The organism is Corynebacterium sp. HMSC077D03 (genome assembly GCF_001808545.1).
In the GTDB taxonomy this organism is placed as follows: domain Bacteria; phylum Actinomycetota; class Actinomycetes; order Mycobacteriales; family Mycobacteriaceae; genus Corynebacterium; species Corynebacterium simulans.
In genome coordinates, this window is the sequence record NZ_KV793708.1 from 1 (window position 1) to 17,416 (window position 17,416).

Annotated in this window: 17 protein-coding genes, 1 tRNA gene and 1 pseudogene; 6 read left to right on the forward strand and 13 right to left on the reverse strand. The window is 57.4% G+C overall.

Translation table 11 applies throughout. The features are described 5' to 3' along the window. The 5 genes and pseudogenes from HMPREF2888_RS13015 to HMPREF2888_RS12055 all read right to left on the reverse strand — a co-directional run. Positions 1 to 357, reverse strand: a pseudogene (locus HMPREF2888_RS13015) (hypothetical protein); the annotation flags it as partial. Continuing rightward, positions 344 to 1,057, reverse strand: coding sequence for an ATP-binding cassette domain-containing protein (locus HMPREF2888_RS12045; protein WP_062043424.1), 714 nt, complete (start codon positions 1,055 to 1,057; stop codon positions 344 to 346). The gene HMPREF2888_RS12045 and the pseudogene HMPREF2888_RS13015, both read right to left, overlap by 14 nt. Then, positions 1,051 to 1,455, reverse strand: a complete 405-nt coding sequence (locus HMPREF2888_RS12650; protein ID WP_235591080.1) for a hypothetical protein — start codon at positions 1,453 to 1,455, stop codon at positions 1,051 to 1,053. The genes HMPREF2888_RS12045 and HMPREF2888_RS12650 overlap by 7 nt, the downstream gene beginning before the upstream one ends. 388 nt (positions 1,456 to 1,843) lie before the next feature. Then, positions 1,844 to 1,916, reverse strand: a tRNA-Lys gene (locus tag HMPREF2888_RS12050). A 111-nt stretch (positions 1,917 to 2,027) separates the two neighbouring features. Next, positions 2,028 to 3,530 (reverse strand): acetyl-CoA hydrolase/transferase family protein, encoded by a 1,503-nt coding sequence (locus HMPREF2888_RS12055; protein ID WP_061924487.1) that lies wholly within the window; start codon positions 3,528 to 3,530, stop codon positions 2,028 to 2,030. 179 nt (positions 3,531 to 3,709) lie between these two features. On the opposite strand from HMPREF2888_RS12055, the gene dusB reads away from it, so the two are divergent. Together dusB and phoU are read left to right on the forward strand one after the other, a co-directional pair. Continuing rightward, positions 3,710 to 4,855 (forward strand): tRNA dihydrouridine synthase DusB, encoded by a 1,146-nt coding sequence (gene dusB, locus HMPREF2888_RS12060; RefSeq protein ID WP_061924491.1) that lies wholly within the window; start codon positions 3,710 to 3,712, stop codon positions 4,853 to 4,855. A 49-nt stretch (positions 4,856 to 4,904) separates the two neighbouring features. Beyond that, positions 4,905 to 5,633, forward strand: coding sequence for a phosphate signaling complex protein PhoU (gene phoU, locus HMPREF2888_RS12065; RefSeq protein ID WP_070432621.1), 729 nt, complete (start codon positions 4,905 to 4,907; stop codon positions 5,631 to 5,633). Positions 5,634 to 5,815: 182 nt separating this feature from the next. Here the strand turns inward: phoU and pstB are convergent, their stop codons facing one another. The 5 genes from pstB to mshD form a co-directional block, all read right to left on the reverse strand. Further along, the gene (pstB, locus tag HMPREF2888_RS12070) at positions 5,816 to 6,589 is read right to left on the reverse strand and encodes a phosphate ABC transporter ATP-binding protein PstB (RefSeq protein WP_061924498.1); all 774 of its coding nucleotides are present in this window, start codon (positions 6,587 to 6,589) and stop codon (positions 5,816 to 5,818) included. Between the two features lie 49 nt (positions 6,590 to 6,638). Further along, a complete protein-coding gene (pstA, locus tag HMPREF2888_RS12075; RefSeq protein ID WP_070518874.1) occupies positions 6,639 to 7,550 on the reverse strand; it encodes a phosphate ABC transporter permease PstA in 912 nt (303 codons plus the stop codon). A gap of 16 nt (positions 7,551 to 7,566) precedes the next feature. Beyond that, positions 7,567 to 8,610 (reverse strand): phosphate ABC transporter permease subunit PstC, encoded by a 1,044-nt coding sequence (gene pstC, locus HMPREF2888_RS12080; RefSeq protein ID WP_061924504.1) that lies wholly within the window; start codon positions 8,608 to 8,610, stop codon positions 7,567 to 7,569. A 127-nt stretch (positions 8,611 to 8,737) separates the two neighbouring features. Continuing rightward, positions 8,738 to 9,832, reverse strand: a complete 1,095-nt coding sequence (pstS, locus tag HMPREF2888_RS12085; protein ID WP_061924506.1) for a phosphate ABC transporter substrate-binding protein PstS — start codon at positions 9,830 to 9,832, stop codon at positions 8,738 to 8,740. A 194-nt stretch (positions 9,833 to 10,026) separates the two neighbouring features. Beyond that, the gene (mshD, locus tag HMPREF2888_RS12090) at positions 10,027 to 10,947 is read right to left on the reverse strand and encodes a mycothiol synthase (RefSeq protein WP_070432620.1); all 921 of its coding nucleotides are present in this window, start codon (positions 10,945 to 10,947) and stop codon (positions 10,027 to 10,029) included. A gap of 33 nt (positions 10,948 to 10,980) precedes the next feature. Here mshD and HMPREF2888_RS12095 point away from each other — a divergent pair, with 33 nt between their 5' ends. Next, positions 10,981 to 11,790, forward strand: a complete 810-nt coding sequence (locus tag HMPREF2888_RS12095) for an LmeA family phospholipid-binding protein (protein ID WP_061924512.1) — start codon at positions 10,981 to 10,983, stop codon at positions 11,788 to 11,790. A gap of 2 nt (positions 11,791 to 11,792) precedes the next feature. Here the strand turns inward: HMPREF2888_RS12095 and HMPREF2888_RS12100 are convergent, their stop codons facing one another. Then, positions 11,793 to 12,833 (reverse strand): diacylglycerol/lipid kinase family protein, encoded by a 1,041-nt coding sequence (locus HMPREF2888_RS12100; protein ID WP_061924515.1) that lies wholly within the window; start codon positions 12,831 to 12,833, stop codon positions 11,793 to 11,795. A 53-nt stretch (positions 12,834 to 12,886) separates the two neighbouring features. On the opposite strand from HMPREF2888_RS12100, the gene HMPREF2888_RS12105 reads away from it, so the two are divergent. Then, positions 12,887 to 13,525 carry a heme-binding beta-barrel domain-containing protein gene (locus HMPREF2888_RS12105; protein ID WP_061924518.1) on the forward strand — a complete coding sequence of 213 codons (639 nt, stop codon included), beginning with the start codon at positions 12,887 to 12,889 and terminating at the stop codon, positions 13,523 to 13,525. On the opposite strand, the gene HMPREF2888_RS12110 is transcribed toward HMPREF2888_RS12105, so the two are convergent. Continuing rightward, entirely contained in the window at positions 13,522 to 14,400 is an 879-nt protein-coding gene (locus HMPREF2888_RS12110) for an aminodeoxychorismate lyase (RefSeq protein WP_070432619.1), read from the reverse strand. The two genes, HMPREF2888_RS12105 and HMPREF2888_RS12110, sit on opposite strands and share 4 nt — an antisense overlap. A gap of 30 nt (positions 14,401 to 14,430) precedes the next feature. Between HMPREF2888_RS12110 and HMPREF2888_RS12115 the strand changes: the two genes are divergently transcribed. Together HMPREF2888_RS12115 and HMPREF2888_RS12120 are read left to right on the forward strand one after the other, a co-directional pair. After that, positions 14,431 to 15,489: a CAF17-like 4Fe-4S cluster assembly/insertion protein YgfZ gene (locus tag HMPREF2888_RS12115; protein WP_070432618.1), complete on the forward strand. Its 1,059-nt coding sequence runs from the start codon at positions 14,431 to 14,433 to the stop codon at positions 15,487 to 15,489. A 178-nt stretch (positions 15,490 to 15,667) separates the two neighbouring features. Next, positions 15,668 to 15,868 carry a DUF3073 domain-containing protein gene (locus HMPREF2888_RS12120; protein ID WP_179294342.1) on the forward strand — a complete coding sequence of 67 codons (201 nt, stop codon included), beginning with the start codon at positions 15,668 to 15,670 and terminating at the stop codon, positions 15,866 to 15,868. A gap of 482 nt (positions 15,869 to 16,350) precedes the next feature. On the opposite strand, the gene purM is transcribed toward HMPREF2888_RS12120, so the two are convergent. Next, entirely contained in the window at positions 16,351 to 17,403 is a 1,053-nt protein-coding gene (gene purM / locus HMPREF2888_RS12125; protein WP_061924525.1) for a phosphoribosylformylglycinamidine cyclo-ligase, read from the reverse strand. Positions 17,404 to 17,416 lie beyond the last annotated feature (13 nt).

Below are 17,416 nucleotides of genomic sequence, written 5' to 3' on the forward strand. Positions count from 1 at the left end.
AGAAGCGGAACTAAACCCAGGACGCTTCAATTCAGTACTTTGGGCTAGGTTAGCCAATACGTAGCCAACAGGAAAAACTAGCGACCATAAAAGCATTCGGTCTCTAAAGATACGAACTACAGAGCTTCGCCCCAATTGCGCAATTTCGCGAAAACGTGATGCTTCCCAAGCCATTCCGGCAGAAACCGCTGGAGCAATAACAACGAACACTAAAGTAGATTGGGCAGCGTTTGACTGGAAATAGGTTGTTTTCCCAAGCTCTGATATAGGAACTGCACTGAGAACGATTCCAGCAAGACAAATCCACAATGACGGGCGTCGAAACCAATGTCTGAATCCGAAATTAGGAACCATCATCGTTCCTCCTCCGCGCAAAAGAGCGTGCGAGATTGTGCACTGGATTGTCGTCTAATTCTGATGCTAACTGTATGAATTCTGACCTTGAACCATCGAATCGCAACTTGCCTTTATCAAGGACAAGAACGCGCTCGAATGGTTTCTGCAGTTCACCTGCATCATGGGTGGAGACAACTAAATTATGCCCCATTTCCACGATCTTTTGATAAACCTTTGTAATGAGCTCCTTGCTAAGGGGATCAAGCGCCGCACTAGGCTCATCAAGAAGCAGAGTTTTCGACCCAGAATTCAATGCTGTAGCGATTGCCAATCTAGAGCGTTCCCCTCCGCTAAGACTTTCACATCTCTGATCGGCAGCCTTCGACAAATCAACAAAGTTTAGCCACTCCAAGCTATGTTTCTTTGCGATTTTCCTATCCTGACCAAACAGCCACGCAACATAAGCGCAGTATTCTCCAGAAGTGAAACCCACAATCGGCATGAATTTCTGCTCGACTAACGATATAGAGCCCACCCTTAAGACGACCCCGTCGTGCGGAGAAGAATCTGATGCCAGGACGGAAAAAAGAGTCGACTTTCCTGCACCGTTTGCCCCAAGAAGAAGCGTTGGACGTTCATCTATCGTCAACTGCGGTATATCCAGAATTGTTTTGTTTGAACGCCTTATCTTTAAAGCATCAACTCGAATCGTATCTACCATACGACTTTCATCCAATTGATGGTCAAACGGTTCCAATCAAACGTATGAATATCGGCATGATAGTTGCCTGCAGCCTGACGCCCCCAGCCACCTCGATCCCAACCCCCATAGCACCTGTTGAGAGAACGTGAACCCAGGTCCGGATCCGGCTGCCCTGCGAGAGTTCGGCGTAGGGTCATCTCGACTTTTCCTGGCGATCCGTGCGGAGTGTTCAAGCAGGTAGCTGCTGTGATTTCCGTGTTAAACCCATCAATATTTCGATCGTACCAACTACGAATTTTAAAGCCATCGCGAATTCCATTCACGCTGGTTTCAAAATGCCCCTCAGCATTAGCTGGGACAACAAATGAAGTGATCGCCAAGGCTACAGTCAGCCCTGCTACGACTATTTTCTTCACCGGATTTCACACCTCTTTCTGAGAACTAGGCAAAAGAGACTTGCCTTACCTGAACAAAAGCTTGCTTCAAGCGCCGAACAGGGAGAGATGATATTAATACCTAAAGCTTGGCTATTTTTACATAAATAAATGAGATAAGTCATAATTATGGCTTTGATATTCCACCCCGGCTATTCCACCCGGAAGTTGGCAGAACTCCGGAACAAAGCCAAGCGAAGAGCCCTGGGTTTTGCTTCTAGATACCTCTGGCTCCCGTATTTCGCCAATAAGCAAGAGGCTGATCACTACCACATGTAACGTCGGAAATAGGTAGCAAGAGTGAATCCAAACAAACAAGGCACAAAAGGCATAAAAATTCCCCTTGGCTTTTACCAAGGGGAATCAAATGTGGGCCCTCCGGGGCTCGAACCCGGGACCTGCGGATTAAAAGTCCGTAGCTCTACCAGCTGAGCTAAAGGCCCATCGCGAAACCATTTTAGTAGGCCCCGCTAAAGAAACGAAACTGGCCCCCCACTTTATTGCGGGGAGCCAGTCATGTTTGCTTGTCAGGGGCTAAATGCCGCTGAGTTTGCTTAGCCGCGCATGTCGCCCTTTTCGGCGAAGTTAATCTGGAAGTCGAAGGCAGTCTTCAGATCGTGCGGGGTGTGGACGAACTTGTTGGCGGAAGCACGCTCGTAGTACTCCTCCAGCAGCGGGCGGTAGTCCGGGTGTGCCACGGCGATGACCTTTTCCACGCGCTCACGCGGTGCGAGACCACGCAGGTCAGCGACACCGTACTCGGTGATGATGACCATGGTGTCGTGCTCGGTGTGGTCAGTGTGGGAAACGAAAGGAACAATCGCGGAGATTGCGCCACCCTTTGCCACAGACGGGGAAACGAACGTGGAGATGTAACCGTTGCGGGTGAAGTCACCGGAGCCGCCGGTGCCGTTCATGATGCGGGAGCCGCCAACGTTGGTGGAGTTGATGTTGCCGTAAATATCGGCCTCAATCATGCCGTTGGAGGAGATAAGACCCACGCGGCGGATGACCTCAGGGTGGTTGGAGACCTGCTGCGGACGCAGGATGATGTGCTTGCGGTAGCGCTCTGCCTCAGCGTTCATCTTCTCTGCGTACTCCGGGGAAAGCGCAAAGGAGGTAGCGGAAGCGACAGACATCTTGCCGGCGTCGATAAGGTCGAGCATGCCGTCCTGGATGACCTCGGTGTAGGCCTGGATGTTTTCAAACTTGGACTCCAGCAGGCCTGCCATCACGGCGTTCGGGACATTACCCACGCCGGACTGCATGATGAACTTGTCATACTCCAGGCGGCCAGCAGCAACCTCGCCTTCGAGGAACTCGATGAAGTTAGCAGCGATCTTCTCGGATACCTCATCCGGAGCCTTAAATGGCGCGTTGCGGTCCGGAGCGTTGGTCTCGACGACTGCGACTACCTTTTCGGTCGGCAGCTCGATGTACGGGGTACCGATGCGGTCATCAACCTTGGTGATCGGGATTGGCTGGCGGTTAGGCAGCTTCTCGATCTTGTAAATGTCGTGCATGCCCTCGAGGTTCTCGGACTGCCAGGTGTTTACCTCGAGAATAATCTTGTCTGCAGCCTCGATGTATTCCAGGTTATTGCCCACTGCAGAAGACGGGATGATGTTGCCGTCTTCCAGGATGCGGACAACCTCGATGATTGCGACCTGGAAATCGCCGTAGAAGCCCTCCTCTACCTGCTGGCCGGAGTGGGAAAGGTGAATGTCCTGGTAAAGAATCTCGCCTGCGTTGGCCTTGTTACGCAGAGTCGGATCGGAGTTGTACGGAGAGCGGAAGCGCAATGCGTCCGCCTCTGCCAGCACACCGTCACAATCCGGTGCGGTGGAAGCGCCGGAGAAGACATCGATCTTGAATTCCTCACCAGCAGCGTGTGCAGCCTTTGCCTTTTCAGCGATGGCGGTAGGCAGCGCCTTTGGGTAGCCCGCACCGGTAAAGCCAGAGATACCGACGCGGTCACCGTGATTGACAAACTTTGCAGCTTCTTCAGCAGAAACGACAAGTTCCTTAAACGGCGCGTATCCGATCCTATCGGTCAAAGTAAATCCTCCTTTATATATAGGGCCAACCGTACGACACGATCAGCCCCTTTAAGTTACATGCACCACATTAGCGAACTTGTTGAGGTTTTACCGAAAACTTCGCAAACTTACACACCCCCGTCACAACGACGCGCCAAACTTGCCACGCCACCTGCCCAAAGAGCACAATTGGCTGCGTGAATCTTGCAATCGGAAAAATCGAGCTCAACTCCCCCGTTGTCCTAGCCCCTATGGCGGGCGTAACCAACGTGGCCTTCCGCACGCTCTGCCGGGAACAAGAAATTGCGAAGACCGGAACGGTCTCCGGACTATATGTATGCGAGATGGTCACCGCTCGCGCGTTGGTCGAGCGCAATGAAAAGACCATGCACATGACCACGTTCGGGCCAGATGAAAATCCACGCTCGCTACAGCTGTACACCGTCGATCCGGAGTACACCTACAAGGCAGCAAAGATGATCGTGGATGAAAACTTGGCCGATCACATCGACATGAATTTCGGCTGCCCCGTGCCCAAGGTAACTCGTCGCGGTGGCGGCTCAGCTCTGCCCTATAAGCGCCGACTCTTCGGCAACATCGTCGCCGCCGCAGTTGAGGCCACAGAGGGCACCGACATTCCGGTTACCGTGAAGATGCGCGTGGGCATCGACGACGAGCACCACACACACTTGGACGCAGGACGCATCGCAGTGGAGGAGGGTGCCGCGGCCGTCGCCTTGCACGGGCGCACAGCCGCTCAGCGCTACTCCGGTCACGCCGATTGGAATGAGATCGCACGCCTCAAGGAGCACCTGGCCGATACCGGCATCCCGGTGCTGGGCAACGGCGATATCTTCAAAGCCACCGATGCCCGCGCCATGATGGAGCAGACGGGCTGCGACGGCGTCGTCGTCGGGCGCGGCTGCCTCGGCCGCCCGTGGCTCTTCGCGGAACTGTCTGCGGAGCTGCGTGGCGAGCCAATTCCTTCCGAGCCAACCTTGGGCGAAGTGACGCAGATTATGATTAGGCATGCGGAGCTGCTGGCGCAGCACGATGGCGAGCGTCAGGCCAGCCGCGATATCCGCAAGCACGTGGGTTGGTACCTGCGCGGATTCCCCGTGGGAGGCGAGGTACGCTCGGGCCTTTCGCGGGTGGATTCGGTAGATAACCTGCGCGAATTGCTGGCACCGTGGGCCGATTCGCAGGCGCTTGCCGACGACGCGGATGGCGCACGTGGACGTCAAGGCTCACCTGCCAAGGTGGTTCTACCCGAGGGTTGGCTGGACGATCCAGAGGACGCAACAGTGCCCGAAGGTGCAGAAATTATGCATTCGGGCGGATAGACAAAGCCATAACGAGCATTAGACCAAAAAGTGGTCTATCATTTCCGACATGCGCACCGCATATCGCGAACATCTAGATAGCTTCTCGCACGACCTCATTATCATGTGCGACATCGTCCATAACACCTTAAGGCTCGCCTCTGAAGCACTGATTGACTCCGAACTCCACGCCGCTGAAGAGGCCATGTCTTTGCGCGAGGAACTGGACGAAGTCCGCAACCGCTGCGAGGAGCGCGCTGTCTTGCTGCTCGCGCTCGAAAATCCCATGGCCAAAGATCTCCGCCAGGTCGTCTCCTCCATCTACATCGTGGAAGACCTCCACCGCATGGGCCGTCTGGCCCAACACGTGGCATCGGCTGCCCGCCGACGCCACCCAGAAAACGTGGTGCCCGCAGAGTACATCGGCTATTTTGAGGAGCTCGCACGCTTAAACGACGACATGATTAGGATGTTGCGCGAAATCTTAGTGACCCCGGACCCCGATACCGCCCTGCGGATGGCCTCTGAAGATGATGCGGTAGATGACATCAACCACTACCTTTTGTCCATCCTGACGAATCGAGAGTGGGAAGCAAGCGTGCGCGAGGCCGTGGAAACTGCCCAAATGACCCGCTACTACGAGCGTTTCGCCGATCACTGCGTCAGCGTGGCCGGCCGCATCATTTACCTGTCCACCGGGCTCGCTCCGGAGGCCTATATGGCCAAATTGAGCGAGGAAGAAAGGGACAAAGAGTTCGAGTCCCGCATGGCCGAGCTCGAGCGCCAGTTCCGCCATTAATCCTCACTAGGTAGCTAGACCTTTAAGGCAACGCTGAAGCACATTCAATCCAACTACAGGCGTTTCACGAAAACTATCTATCTAGATCAATCTTCACTGTCTCTAATAACGCTAAACCCCGCTTCCCTCTTGTTTCAAAGGAAGCGGGGTTTATCCGTCTGCTACATGGAAGCTACTAAGGCTTAGCCGAAGCGGCCGGAGATGTAGTCCTCAGTGTCCTTCTTAGACGGGTTCTTGAAAATGGTGGTGGTGTCATCGAACTCCACCAGGTGGCCCGGCTTGCCGGTGGCCTCGAGGGAGAAGAAACCGGTCTTGTCGGACACACGCGCTGCCTGCTGCATGTTGTGGGTCACGATAACGATGGTGAAGTTTTCCTTCAGCTCGTGGATAAGGTCCTCAACGGCCAAGGTGGAAATTGGGTCCAGTGCAGAGCAAGGCTCGTCCATGAGGAGAACCTCTGGCTCCACGGCAATCGCGCGAGCGATGCACAGACGCTGCTGCTGACCACCGGACAGGCCGCCGCCCGGCTTGTCCAGACGGTCCTTAACCTCATCCCATAGGTTTGCGCCACGCAGGGACTTCTCGGCGACTTCCTTCAGCTTCTTCTTGTTCTTCTCACCGGACAGACGCAGGCCGGCGACAACGTTGTCCTCGATGGACATGGTTGGGAACGGGTTTGCCTTCTGGAAGACCATGCCGATGGTGTTACGGACGGAGACTGGGTCAACCTTTGGGCCGTAGATGTTCTGGCCGTCGAGCAGGATCTCACCCTTGACGGAAGCGCCAGGGATGACCTCGTGCATGCGGTTGATGGTGCGCAGAACGGTGGACTTACCGCAGCCGGAAGGGCCGATGAACGCAGTAACTGCCTGTGCTGGGATCTGCATGTTGACGTTCTGTACGGCGTGGAAATCACCGTAGTAGATGTTCACGTCATTGAGCTCAAGCTTTGACATTTTTTGAATTACTCCTGTTGAGGGGCTTTAGGTGTGGCGGGCGGGCGTGTTACTTCTTGACGGAGAACTTCGCAGAAACGAAGCGCGCCGCAATGTTGAGGACTGCAATCAGCAGGACCAGCGTCAGTGCCGCGCCCCACAGCTTGTCCAGAACGGCCGGCTGGGCGCCGGACTTGTACATATCAAGCATCATCAGCGGCAAGGAAGACATTGCGCCATCCATTGCGTCCCAGTTGATGGAAGAGGTCGAGCCGACCAAGACCAGAACCGGAGCGGACTCACCCATGACGCGGGCAACGGCCAGCATGATGCCGGTGACGATGCCGGACAGAGCGGTTGGCAGAACGATGCGGGCGATGGTCTTCCACTTCGGCACTCCCAGCGCATAGGAAGCCTCACGCAGGTCCATCGGGACGACGCGCAGCATCTCCTCCGTGTTACGAACGACGATTGGAATCATCAGCAGCACCAGAGAAAGCGCCACTGCCATGCCGGAACGGTCGAAGCCGAAGAGCGTGATCCACATTGCGAAGACGAACAACGCAGCGACGATGGAAGGAACACCAGAAAGGATGTCGACCATGAAGGTGGTCAGGCGGCTCAGCAGACCGCCGCGGGAATACTCCACCAAGTAGATAGCGGTGAAGATGCCAATCGGGACGGAAATGATGGTTGCCAGGAGGGTCTGGACGAAGGTACCGATAATCGCGTGCAATGCACCGCCGCCAGCCTCGGTATCAAGGATTCCGCGCTGCGAGGTAGTCCACCATTCAGGATTGAAAATGGCGCCGGCACCGCGAGCAAAAAGCTCCCAGAGCACCCAGACGAGTGGAATCATCGCGATGATCATCGTGGCCCACACAACGAAGGTGGCGATGTTGTTGGCGGTCTTGCGGCCGCCGGAAATATCAAGGAACGCCGATCCGGAGTTCTGCGGAAGGGTCTTTACTGGGGTAGACATTCAGGTTTACCTCTTCCTACTTCTTCTTCACGATGGAACGGGCAATGGCATTGACCACGAAGGTCAGCAGGAACAGCATGAGGCCGGCTGCGATATAAGCACCCGCACGCATCTCGTTACCGAACTCGGAAGCTGCCAGAGCGATCGCAGTAGCGAAGGTAGTACCGCCGTCGAAAAGCGAGAAGCGGAAATCAATCAGCGGCGAGACAACCATGTACAGCGCCATAGTCTCACCCAGCGCACGGCCCAGGCCCAGCATGGAACCGGCGATGTAACCGGACATACCAAAAGGCAGGACGGTCATGCGGATAACTTCCCAGCGGGTAGCGCCCAGCGCCAACGCGGACTCAATCTGGCCCGGAGGGGTCTGCACAAAGACCTCACGCGCGGTGGCGGCGATGATGGGCAGAATCATCACTGCCAGCACGATGCCACCGGTGAAGATGTTGCGGCCGGTCTCGAAGGAAGGCGAGTTGTCGTAGGTGGTGAACAGGAAGAAGCCGCCAGCCCACGAATGAATCCACTTATAAAAGCCTGAAAGAGCCGGGCCAAGAACCTGCCAGCCCCACAGACCGTAAACGATGGACGGAACTGCAGCGAGCATGTCGACCAAGAAGCCAAGCGGCTTCACTGCGCGGGCCGGAGCGTAGTTGGAAAGGAAGATAGCAATGCCAAGCGCAACCGGCATCGCGATCAGCAAGGCAACAACGGATATGAGCACCGTGGAGCCGAACATGGTCGGGATACCGAACTGCATTGCGTCAGTGTTGTTAGTCTCCCAGCGCTGACCGTAGGTGAAAAAGCCTAGGAAGCCGCCCTCGTTGACGTTCAGTGCAGGCACTGCGCGCCAAATCAGGAAGGCTGCAATGGCAGCGATCATCACGGTGATTAAGGTTGCGGAGGCGGTGGAGAGAAACTCGAAAATTCGGTCACCTGGGCGTTTTACACCCGAACCGGACTTCACGATTGCGGCCTCGGAGCTACCAGCAGAAGAAGCAGGCCGCGAGGCGGCTTCTGTCTGCTCATTTGGTGGCGCCGTGGTGAGATTGTTGTCTGCCATGAGACTACGAAATCCTTTTCAACGGAAACTGTGGGAATTAATGTGCAACACACCGCAGCCCCCAAAGGCGCTCTGATGAACGGATTTGGGGGCGGGCAGTGCTGTCTTTTATTGCGTATCCAGCAAATTACTGGATTGCGTCAACAGCAGACTTCAGACGCTCGAGGTGGTCACCGGTAACAGGGATGAATCCAGCAGACTCGAGGTCGGAGCTCTGGTTATCCAGAACGGTCTTGAAGAAAGCCTTGACCAGCGCGGAGGTCTCCTCATCGTACCCAGCGGAGCAAACGATGTTGTAGGTGGTCAGGATGAGCGGGTAGGAACCCTTGGTGTCGGAACCGAAGAGCGCCTCGGAGTCAACAACCATGTTGTGCTCGGAGCCGGTCTCCTTGAACTTCAGGTTGTCGAGTGCAACGCCGACGGTCTCGTTGGACAGCTCAACCGGGCCGTTGCCGAAGTCAATCTTGGCAATCTTGACGCCGTCAGATTCCTTCTGGTGTGCGTAGCCAGCCTCAACGTAGGTGATTGCACCGTCGATGGAAGCAACCTGGTCAGCAACGCCGGAGGAACCGTTTGCGCCCTCGCCGACAGCGTCCGGGAACTGCTTGCCCTCGTTGTCCCAGTTGCCGGTGGCGGTCTTCAGGAACTTCTGGAAGTTGTCGGAGGTACCGGACTCGTCAGAACGGAAGATGACGGTGATGTCGGTGTCTGGGAGGTCAACGCCCTCGTTGGAAGCCTTGATCTCTTCGTCGTTCCACTTGGTGATCTCGCCCTTGAAGATCTTTGCCAGGGTCTCGGTCTTCAGGTTTACTTCCTTGTCACCCAGGTTGTATGCGATTGCAACCGGGCCGATGGTGGTTGGCAGGTGCCATGCGTCGTTGCCCTCGCAACGCTCCTTGGCAGCCTCAACCTCACCCTTGTCCTCCTTCAGAGCGGAGTCGGAACCAGCGAAGTCAACGGTGCCGTTGGTGAAAGCCTCAACGCCAGCGCCGGAGCCGGAGGAGGTGTAGGAGAAGTTAGCGTCTGGGTGCTCGTCCAGGAAGGCCTTCTCAAAGACGGACATTGCGCTCTTCTGGGAGGATGCGCCCTCACCGGTGAGGTCACCGGAGACCTCAGAGCCGCCCTCAGAGCCCGAACCGGATTCAGAGCAGGCAACAAGGCCGGTGGAGGTTGCGGCAACAATGCCGAAGATTGCAGCGGTGCGCTTGAAGTTGCGGATCACAGGAAACCTTTCCAAAGCAGAACAGAGATTGTTATCCGAGCAAACCGCACATCGCATTGGTAAAAGCGAAAGAGTTGAAAGAGAACTACCAACACCGCGGTTAACTCACAAAACGTAAAGCTATCCGCGGCGGGTTAACCACAGAGGTGGTTTCAGGTGAACAACAAATGAACATGTCGCCAAAGTTGGTGAGACTAATCACGCCCCGAGTAGACAGAGTGGTCTTCAATAACGCTAAACCCGAGGCGCTCATAAAGCTTTACAGCCGGTTTATTGTCCGCCTCAACATAGAGAATTACCCAGTCAGCACCCTTTTCCACCATTCGATTCAGACCATAGCGCAGCAAAGGATTTCCCAAACCTTGACCGCGATAAGCCTTCGAAATGCCGATCACATAAACCTCACCAAACTCATCAGTTTCCTCCTTGTGCCATTTGGTCCAGTGGAATCCGGCCAGCACGGGGGCTGCCCCATCATCGTCTTTCTTGGTGTCCCAATAGAAAAGGACATCTGCCGGATCGAACCATTCCGCTTCCATCCCGCGGTGCAAACGCTCTATATCCCATCCACCTTGCTCCGGGTGCCAGGAAAAGGCTTCGTTGTTGGCACGCACCCATTCCTGCTCGACCAAATCCGTGCCCCACCGCTCTACCGAATCGGTGAAGTTGGCGGGAGTATACGGGGCGTCGCCAAGCGTGGAGTGCTCCACCAAATCCTTACCGGCAACCTTCATGACCAGAAGCTGACGCACCTTTTCCATGTGGTTATTCTGTGCCACAGCCTGGGCTGCCGGCAGATTGCCGTGGGCCCAGACATTTGCCGCAGGCTTTATCGCCCGCACGGCATTCAGCAGCTCGTTGCCCCAGCCACGGCCACGATAATCGGGGTGTATAAACATCTCGGCGTCATCTCCGGCGACAGCTGCAAGGCCTACCGGCTCCGCGGCGTCGCTGAGCACCAAGTGCGTGTGTTCCAAGCGCGCGTCATCCAGGCCCAAGATGAATTGCTCCGACAGGGGCGCAATACCGTCGACGCCCCGTGCTAAATCAGCGATTTTCTTGAGCTTGCCTGCGAGTTCTGGGCACTCTGGAAGTTGATAGGTTTCGATATTCATACCCACCAGCGTACGTGCGGTAAGAATAGAAGAGTGACTGTTCTGCAAATCAACCGCAACGTTGTCCGCCTCGGCATCGTCGCCATCGTGGGCACCCTCGCCTGGCTTTCGGATTCTGCCGTGGCCATGCACGCAGAGCACACCGTGGCCCAAGAATCGAAGGCTGTCTCGCGCCTCGAAAATACTCCCGACGTCTACATTGGCGGCTTCCCTTATACGCTCGCCACACTGACCAAAGAGATTCCTTATCTCGAGGTACAATCTCTCGACGTCGAGGTGCCAAAGCTAGGCATGGTCAATGCTTCGACCACCATGCGCGATATCACCATTACCCCGCAACAAGTCTTTAGCGGGAAATTCGAAGGCGCCCCCGTCTCGACCTATACCCGCAGCATCAGCCTGGATGGCGTGGCGCTGGGCAGGCTGATGGGCATTACTGATCTTTCGATTGCAAACCCCGACAACATCTCTCCTATCGGCGGCACCGCAGCCGAGGCAGAGCTGACGGGTACGCTGCCAGGAGATAAAAAGAAGTCAACGGCAAAGGTCGCGCTGCGCCTGGTTGGCGAGCAATTCCACATGAATGTCTACGACACCGAGGATCCGCGCCTGAAGAAGGCCTTCTCGATGCAATTCGACACCCGCGACCTACCGCTGCCTGCACAGGCGACGTCCGTGAAACTGCATGGTGGCTCCATCACCTTTGAGGTGCAGCGCCGCAACATCAAGTTGAAGTCCACCCAACTGTCCCCTCTCGAAATCGAGGGTTCGGAGGAAAAGGCGGTGAAGGACGCGGAAAAGCGCGCCGTGGACACCGCCCAGCGCGTTGGTCAGGCCAGCTAGCGCTACTTAATCCGCACCAGATCGCGAAGAATCTCGCGCACGCTGCGCTCATGCGGTGGGCGCGGCTGCGAAGGCGCAAAGACCTCGATGGCATCTGCCACCGACTCCAAATGCACCTTGGTGAACTTGCCTTCGGACTCACCATCGGCCTGGAAGCGCTTCGGGGTCGGCGTTTCCAGGTCGACCACCTGCGCATCGTCGAATTGCAATGCGCGGGCCTGGGTAATCTTGCTCAACACGTGCTTGCGATCAACGCCCATCAGGTGCAGCATGCCCACCAAACCGTGAATGCCGCCCAAGTCAGAAACGCCGAAGAGCCCCAGACCCTTGTCAAAAGAATTGCGCGGGTTAGTAACCACCGGCAGCGGGCCCAAGAAGGTCCACGGGTTGGTATTGGAGGTAAACATCAAAGGCACCTTGTGCGCAGTAAATTCCTTGCCATCACGATTGACCGCATGGACGGAAATCTCCGGTGGAATGACGCGCGCACGCAGATAAGCCTGTGCGGAGACCGTCAGATAGCGCAACGGGGTGGCTGCAAAGCCCATCTCGCGGGCACGATCGACGCGCGCCAAGACATCCGCATCGAGGCCGAAGCCGGCGTTGACCGCGAACCAGCGCTCGTTCCAGGTGCCAAGGCGAATGGTGCGCCGAGTATCGCGCTCCAGCAGGCGTGCCAGTACGTGGGCGGCCTCCACAGGGGTATTCGGAATGCCTAAAGCGCGGACGAAAACGTTGGCAGAACCAGTCGGAATAACGCCGAGCACCGGCAGCTCCTCCGGAGCCGGGCGCTGGTCATTGTCTGCCGGACCGAGCAATCCGTTGACAACCTCATTAACCGTACCGTCGCCACCAAAGACGACAATGGCGTCATAATCCGCACGCCGAAGACCGCGCACGATCTCTTCTGCATGCCCCGCATAATGGGTAAATTGCATGCGCAGGTGGACGCCTTCGACATCTCGCAACAGCGGAATGACCTGCCTGAATAAAGCATCGCTCTGCGAAGTCGAGTTCGGATTTGAAATCATTAATGCTCGCACAGCGAACCAGCCTAGTGGTTTATATCCCTTTAAGGCGACTAGGCTGGTGCGTCATGAGCGAAAATAGCAACGAAAAGCTAAATGGCAACGACGCTGTCAACAATGCCGCCGAGGCATGGAAGGACGCAGCGAACCGCAACATCCCGGCCATGAAACTCGGCAACAACCCTCTGCCGCAGGAAACCGCTAACCTGCGCCAGGGCCCGTCGCTTCACGACGGCCTGCTAGCCCTTCTTCCCCTCGTAGGCGTCTGGCAGGGCGAAGGCCAGGCCCACGATGCTTCCGGCGAGCAGTACACCTTTGGTCAGCAGCTTATTGTCAGCCACGACGGCGAGAATTACCTGACTTATAGCTCTCGTACCTGGCGCATCGACACCGAGGGCAAGCCACAGGGTGCCGATATCCGCGAATCCGGTTACTGGCGAATCTCCTTGAAGGACGAGATCGAGATGACCTACACCTCCTCTAACGGAATCGTGGAGATCTTCTACGGCGAGCCTTTCAACGAGCGTGCATGGCAGCTCGAGTCCGCCTCCACCATGGTTACCGAAACCGGACCGAAAAACTTCGGCCCAGGCAAGCGCATGTACGGCTTGATGCCGAACAACAACCTGGGTTGGGTCGACGAGCGCATGGTCGACGGCGAGATGCGCCCGTACATGTCCGCTGAGCTTGAGCGCGTAGCAGGCTAGTTTAAGCCATACCGCGCAAGCGCGGCATCAAGCAGGCCTCGGATTTCCGCAGCGTTATCCGGGGCCTTTAGCTTTGCGTCATTGAGGCTTGTAACGCGCACGGCGGTGCGTACTGAAGAGACCAACCACACCGAATCGCAGCGCTCAAGATACTCCGGCGTGATTTCCTTAGCCTTGCAGCGATAGCCCTGCTGCTGCGCGTATTCGAAGAGCGCAGCCTGCGTGGTGCCGGAGAGAATCCCCTTCGCTGCCGGGGTGCGCAGCTTGTTTCCACGCACTGCCACGACGGTGGAGGTGGCGCCTTCCAAAACGATGCCACTGTCTGGGTCGACGAAGATGACGTCGTCAAATCCCTTCCCCTTTGCCAGGCGCAAGGTAGCCATGGTGGCAGCGTAGTTCAGCGTCTTGGCGGGCAGTTCCTCGGCCACGTGCCACAGGCGCGGGGTGGTCATTACTTTGACGCCCTTCTCGCGCTGCTCAAGTAGCTTTTTATCGATTGCCTGCACCACGACCCAAGCGCTCGGGTGGCCTGTCGAGGCACGCCCGCGGGTATATGTCCACGTGCACTTGGCCTCGCCTGTCTCATCACCGCCGAAGTAGTCCGCGATGGCGAGTTCGGTGGCTTCCTTCCACTTTTCAATCTGCGGTTCCGGCAGCTCGAGGGCCTGTGCTGAGTTCACGAAGCGCGCGCTATGCCGGGCAATGTTGGCCACCTTGCCATCACGCACCAGCAGCGACTCAAAGATGCCGTCACCGCGAGTGACAGCGGCGTCATCCCAATAGATAAGTGGCAGCGACGGATGATGCTTGCGCACAGAGCCACCATAGGGCTCTACAACGTAGATGACCGGCTCTTTTCGAGGCGTGAACTCCATAATTTTTATTATGCCCTACCATCGGATCTCGTGAGTTATTCTTCGCCACTTTTAGCGCGCACAGGCGCCGCTGAGTTCCAAGACGCCACTGCAATCGACGCCGCGGGCGTCGCCTGGCACTACGGTAACCCGCTCAAGGAGCAAAGGATCATCGAAACCGGCTCCGGGATCGTGGACCGCTCCCAGCGCCGCGTCATCAAGGTCGAGGGCCCAGAGGCTGCGACCTTCCTCAACAACTTGTTATCGCAAAAGCTTGACGACGCCCCCTCTGGCTTCAGCGCCGGCGCCCTCGACCTAGACATACAGGGCCACGTGCTCCACCACATGGATCTCACCCGAGTTGGCGAGGCCTTCTACCTGGATATTCCAGAAGCCCAGTTTTCTTCGCTGCTGGATTTTTTGACCAAAATGATCTTCTGGTCCCAGGTGACGGTGAAAGAAGCACACTTGGCGGTTATCACCGTGCTGGGTTCTGCCCTGCCGGCGCCAGCGAGCGCGGTGGTGTCGCGCGACGTCGCCTGGCGCGGCCCGCAGCGCGCGGACTATCTCGTCCCGCGTGAAGACCTAGAGGCAGCCGTGGCGGAACTGGAATCGGCTGGCGGAACCTTGGTGGGACTGATGGCCTACACCGCCGAGCGTGTAAAGGCGCTGGAGCCGGAGCTCGCCGCGGACCTGGATGCAAAGGCGATTGCCCACGAGGTCCCGCACTGGATTTCACGCGGGGATGCGCCGGCATTCGTGCACCTGAACAAGGGGTGCTACCGCGGCCAGGAGACCGTCGCCCGGGTGGAGAATCTCGGCCGCTCGCCGCGGCTTTTGGTGATGCTTTATCTGGATGGCTCGGCGCCTACTCGTCCGGAGATTGGTGCGGACGTTACTCTCGGCGGGCGCCGCGTGGGACGTCTCGGCACAGTGGTCGATGACTGCGACTTTGGTCCCATCGCACTCGCGCTGGTCAAGCGCTCGGCTTTGAGCGGCCAACAGCTTTCCATTGGGGATGTCGCTGCATCCGTGGAAAATGACTCAATCCCCGTCGATGAGGGCCCGAAGGCGGGACGAGCTGCGGTAGAAAAGTTGCGTGGCCGATAACTCATTTAGCCCTCTGCGCGAGTTATCCCACTCGTTTTGGCATATGTAGGGGGGTGGTGCGGAATTTTTTCGTCACACAGGCTATTGTGTCTAACAGGAAGATACACTTTTAGATTTAAGCCGATGGGGCGTCCAAGAATCCCTGGAACGCCCTACTCACCTCAAGGGGGTCATGCACATGGGACGCGGACGCGCAAAGGCAAAGCAGACCAAAGTTGCACGCCAGCTGAAGTACAATTCGCCTGAAATGGATCTGGATTCGCTCCAGCGGGAGCTTGCCTCCCAAAACCCGAACAACTCCCACGATTACGAGGACGAGGATCCTTACGCCGACTACGTCGACGAGTGGGACGAAGACGACGAGGAGGACCAGCGCTAAGGCGCTTTCCTTTTCGCCGCTGGGACTCCAGCTGTAGGCCGCGGCCGCTTCGCGTGGTTGCGGCCTTTTGCTTTTGGCCGCTGCCCGGCTCTTTCCCGCGGCACCCTGCTCTTCACGGCCGCTTCCCTGGTCTGCCTGGGCTGCCCCTACCCTTCCCTCGGCCTTCCCTCGGCCGGCATTTCCAAATGGTGAGGAACAAATGGTGAGGTGAGGCGTCACCCGCCCCAGGAGCCCACTACAGCCACAGTGGTTACAGTGCAACCTCACCATTTGAAAACCACACTAGGCTTCAACTGCATTTGGCGTCCGCTGGACAGACGGCCCTAAATGGTGCGGTTTTACCATCCGCGCGAAAACGCCGAAGAGCCGAGCGGAAGCGCAGGAAAACCGGCGCCGGAAGAGGAAAACCACAAACGACCTCCCCTCCTCCACCGCGATGTGGCAGAGAACGGAAGGCCGAAAGCAGAAGTGGTTGGGCGGGCTTAGTAGTTCGGGTGCTCGCCGTTCATGATGACGCGCTCTTCGCCCTCGCCGGCGGCGCGGATGGTGCCGAGCTCCCACGCATCAACGTGGCGGGCAGCCATCATAGCCAGGGCGCGCTCGCGATCCTCCGGAGCGACGACGGCAATCATGCCAACGCCCATGTTGAAGGTTTTCTCCATCTCTTCCAGGGAAACCTTGCCCACAGAAGCGATGGTCTTGAAGATCTGGCCCGGGGTCCAGGTGGAACGGTTAACTTCAGCGGTCAGGCCCTCCGGAATGACGCGCTCCAGGTTGCCGGCCAGGCCACCGCCGGTGACGTGGCAGAAGGTGGAAACGTTGCACTCAGCGGTCAGAGCCAGGCAGTCCTTGGCGTAGATGCGAGTCGGCTCCAGCAGCTCCTCGCCGAGGGTGCGGCCAAGCTCCTCGATGTGGCCATCGAGCGGCAGACCTGCCTGCTCCAGCAGGACGTAGCGAGCCAGGGAGTAGCCGTTGGAGTGCAGGCCGGAAGAGGCCATCGCGATGAGGACATCGCCGTCGCGGACCTTGTCCGGGCCCAGGATGGAATCTGCCTCGACTACTCCCACGGCGGTTGCGGAGACGTCGTATTCTTCTGGGTCCATTACTCCTGGGTGCTCAGCGGTCTCGCCGCCGAGCAGCGCAGCGCCTGCCTGCACGCAGCCCTCAGCGATACCCTTCACAATCTCTGCGACCTTCTCCGGTACGACCTTGCCCACGGCAATGTAGTCCTGCAGGAATAGCGGCTCCGCGCCGCACACCACGAGGTCATCGACGCACATTGCAACCAGGTCGATACCGATGGTGTCGTGGACGTCCATCGCCTGCGCAACAGCCAGCTTGGTGCCAACGCCATCGGAGCCTGCAGCCAGGACCGGCTCTTTGTATTCGCCCAGCTTGAACAGGCCCGCGAAGCCGCCCAGGCCGCCCATGACCTCCGGTCGGGTTGCACGCTTTGCGTGCGGCGCAAACAGGGTGACGGCGCGGTCGCCTTCTTCGATGCTGACGCCAGCTGCCGCGTAAGTATTCTCGCTCATTTTTGTTCCTTGC

What these genes read in the sequence shown, in the direction of transcription:
- HMPREF2888_RS12120 (WP_179294342.1), top strand. Translation starts at nt 15,668, where the DNA reads ATGGGACGCGGACGCGCAAAGGCAAAGCAGACCAAAGTTGCACGCCAG.
- HMPREF2888_RS12105 (WP_061924518.1), top strand. Translation starts at nt 12,887, where the DNA reads ATGAGCGAAAATAGCAACGAAAAGCTAAATGGCAACGACGCTGTCAAC.
- HMPREF2888_RS12110 (WP_070432619.1), bottom strand. Translation starts at nt 14,400, where the DNA reads ATGGAGTTCACGCCTCGAAAAGAGCCGGTCATCTACGTTGTAGAGCCC.
- pstC (WP_061924504.1), bottom strand. Translation starts at nt 8,610, where the DNA reads ATGGCAGACAACAATCTCACCACGGCGCCACCAAATGAGCAGACAGAA.
- mshD (WP_070432620.1), bottom strand. Translation starts at nt 10,947, where the DNA reads ATGAATATCGAAACCTATCAACTTCCAGAGTGCCCAGAACTCGCAGGC.
- purM (WP_061924525.1), bottom strand. Translation starts at nt 17,403, where the DNA reads ATGAGCGAGAATACTTACGCGGCAGCTGGCGTCAGCATCGAAGAAGGC.
- pstA (WP_070518874.1), bottom strand. Translation starts at nt 7,550, where the DNA reads ATGTCTACCCCAGTAAAGACCCTTCCGCAGAACTCCGGATCGGCGTTC.
- pstB (WP_061924498.1), bottom strand. Translation starts at nt 6,589, where the DNA reads ATGTCAAAGCTTGAGCTCAATGACGTGAACATCTACTACGGTGATTTC.
- phoU (WP_070432621.1), top strand. Translation starts at nt 4,905, where the DNA reads ATGCGCACCGCATATCGCGAACATCTAGATAGCTTCTCGCACGACCTC.
- HMPREF2888_RS12045 (WP_062043424.1), bottom strand. Translation starts at nt 1,057, where the DNA reads ATGGTAGATACGATTCGAGTTGATGCTTTAAAGATAAGGCGTTCAAAC.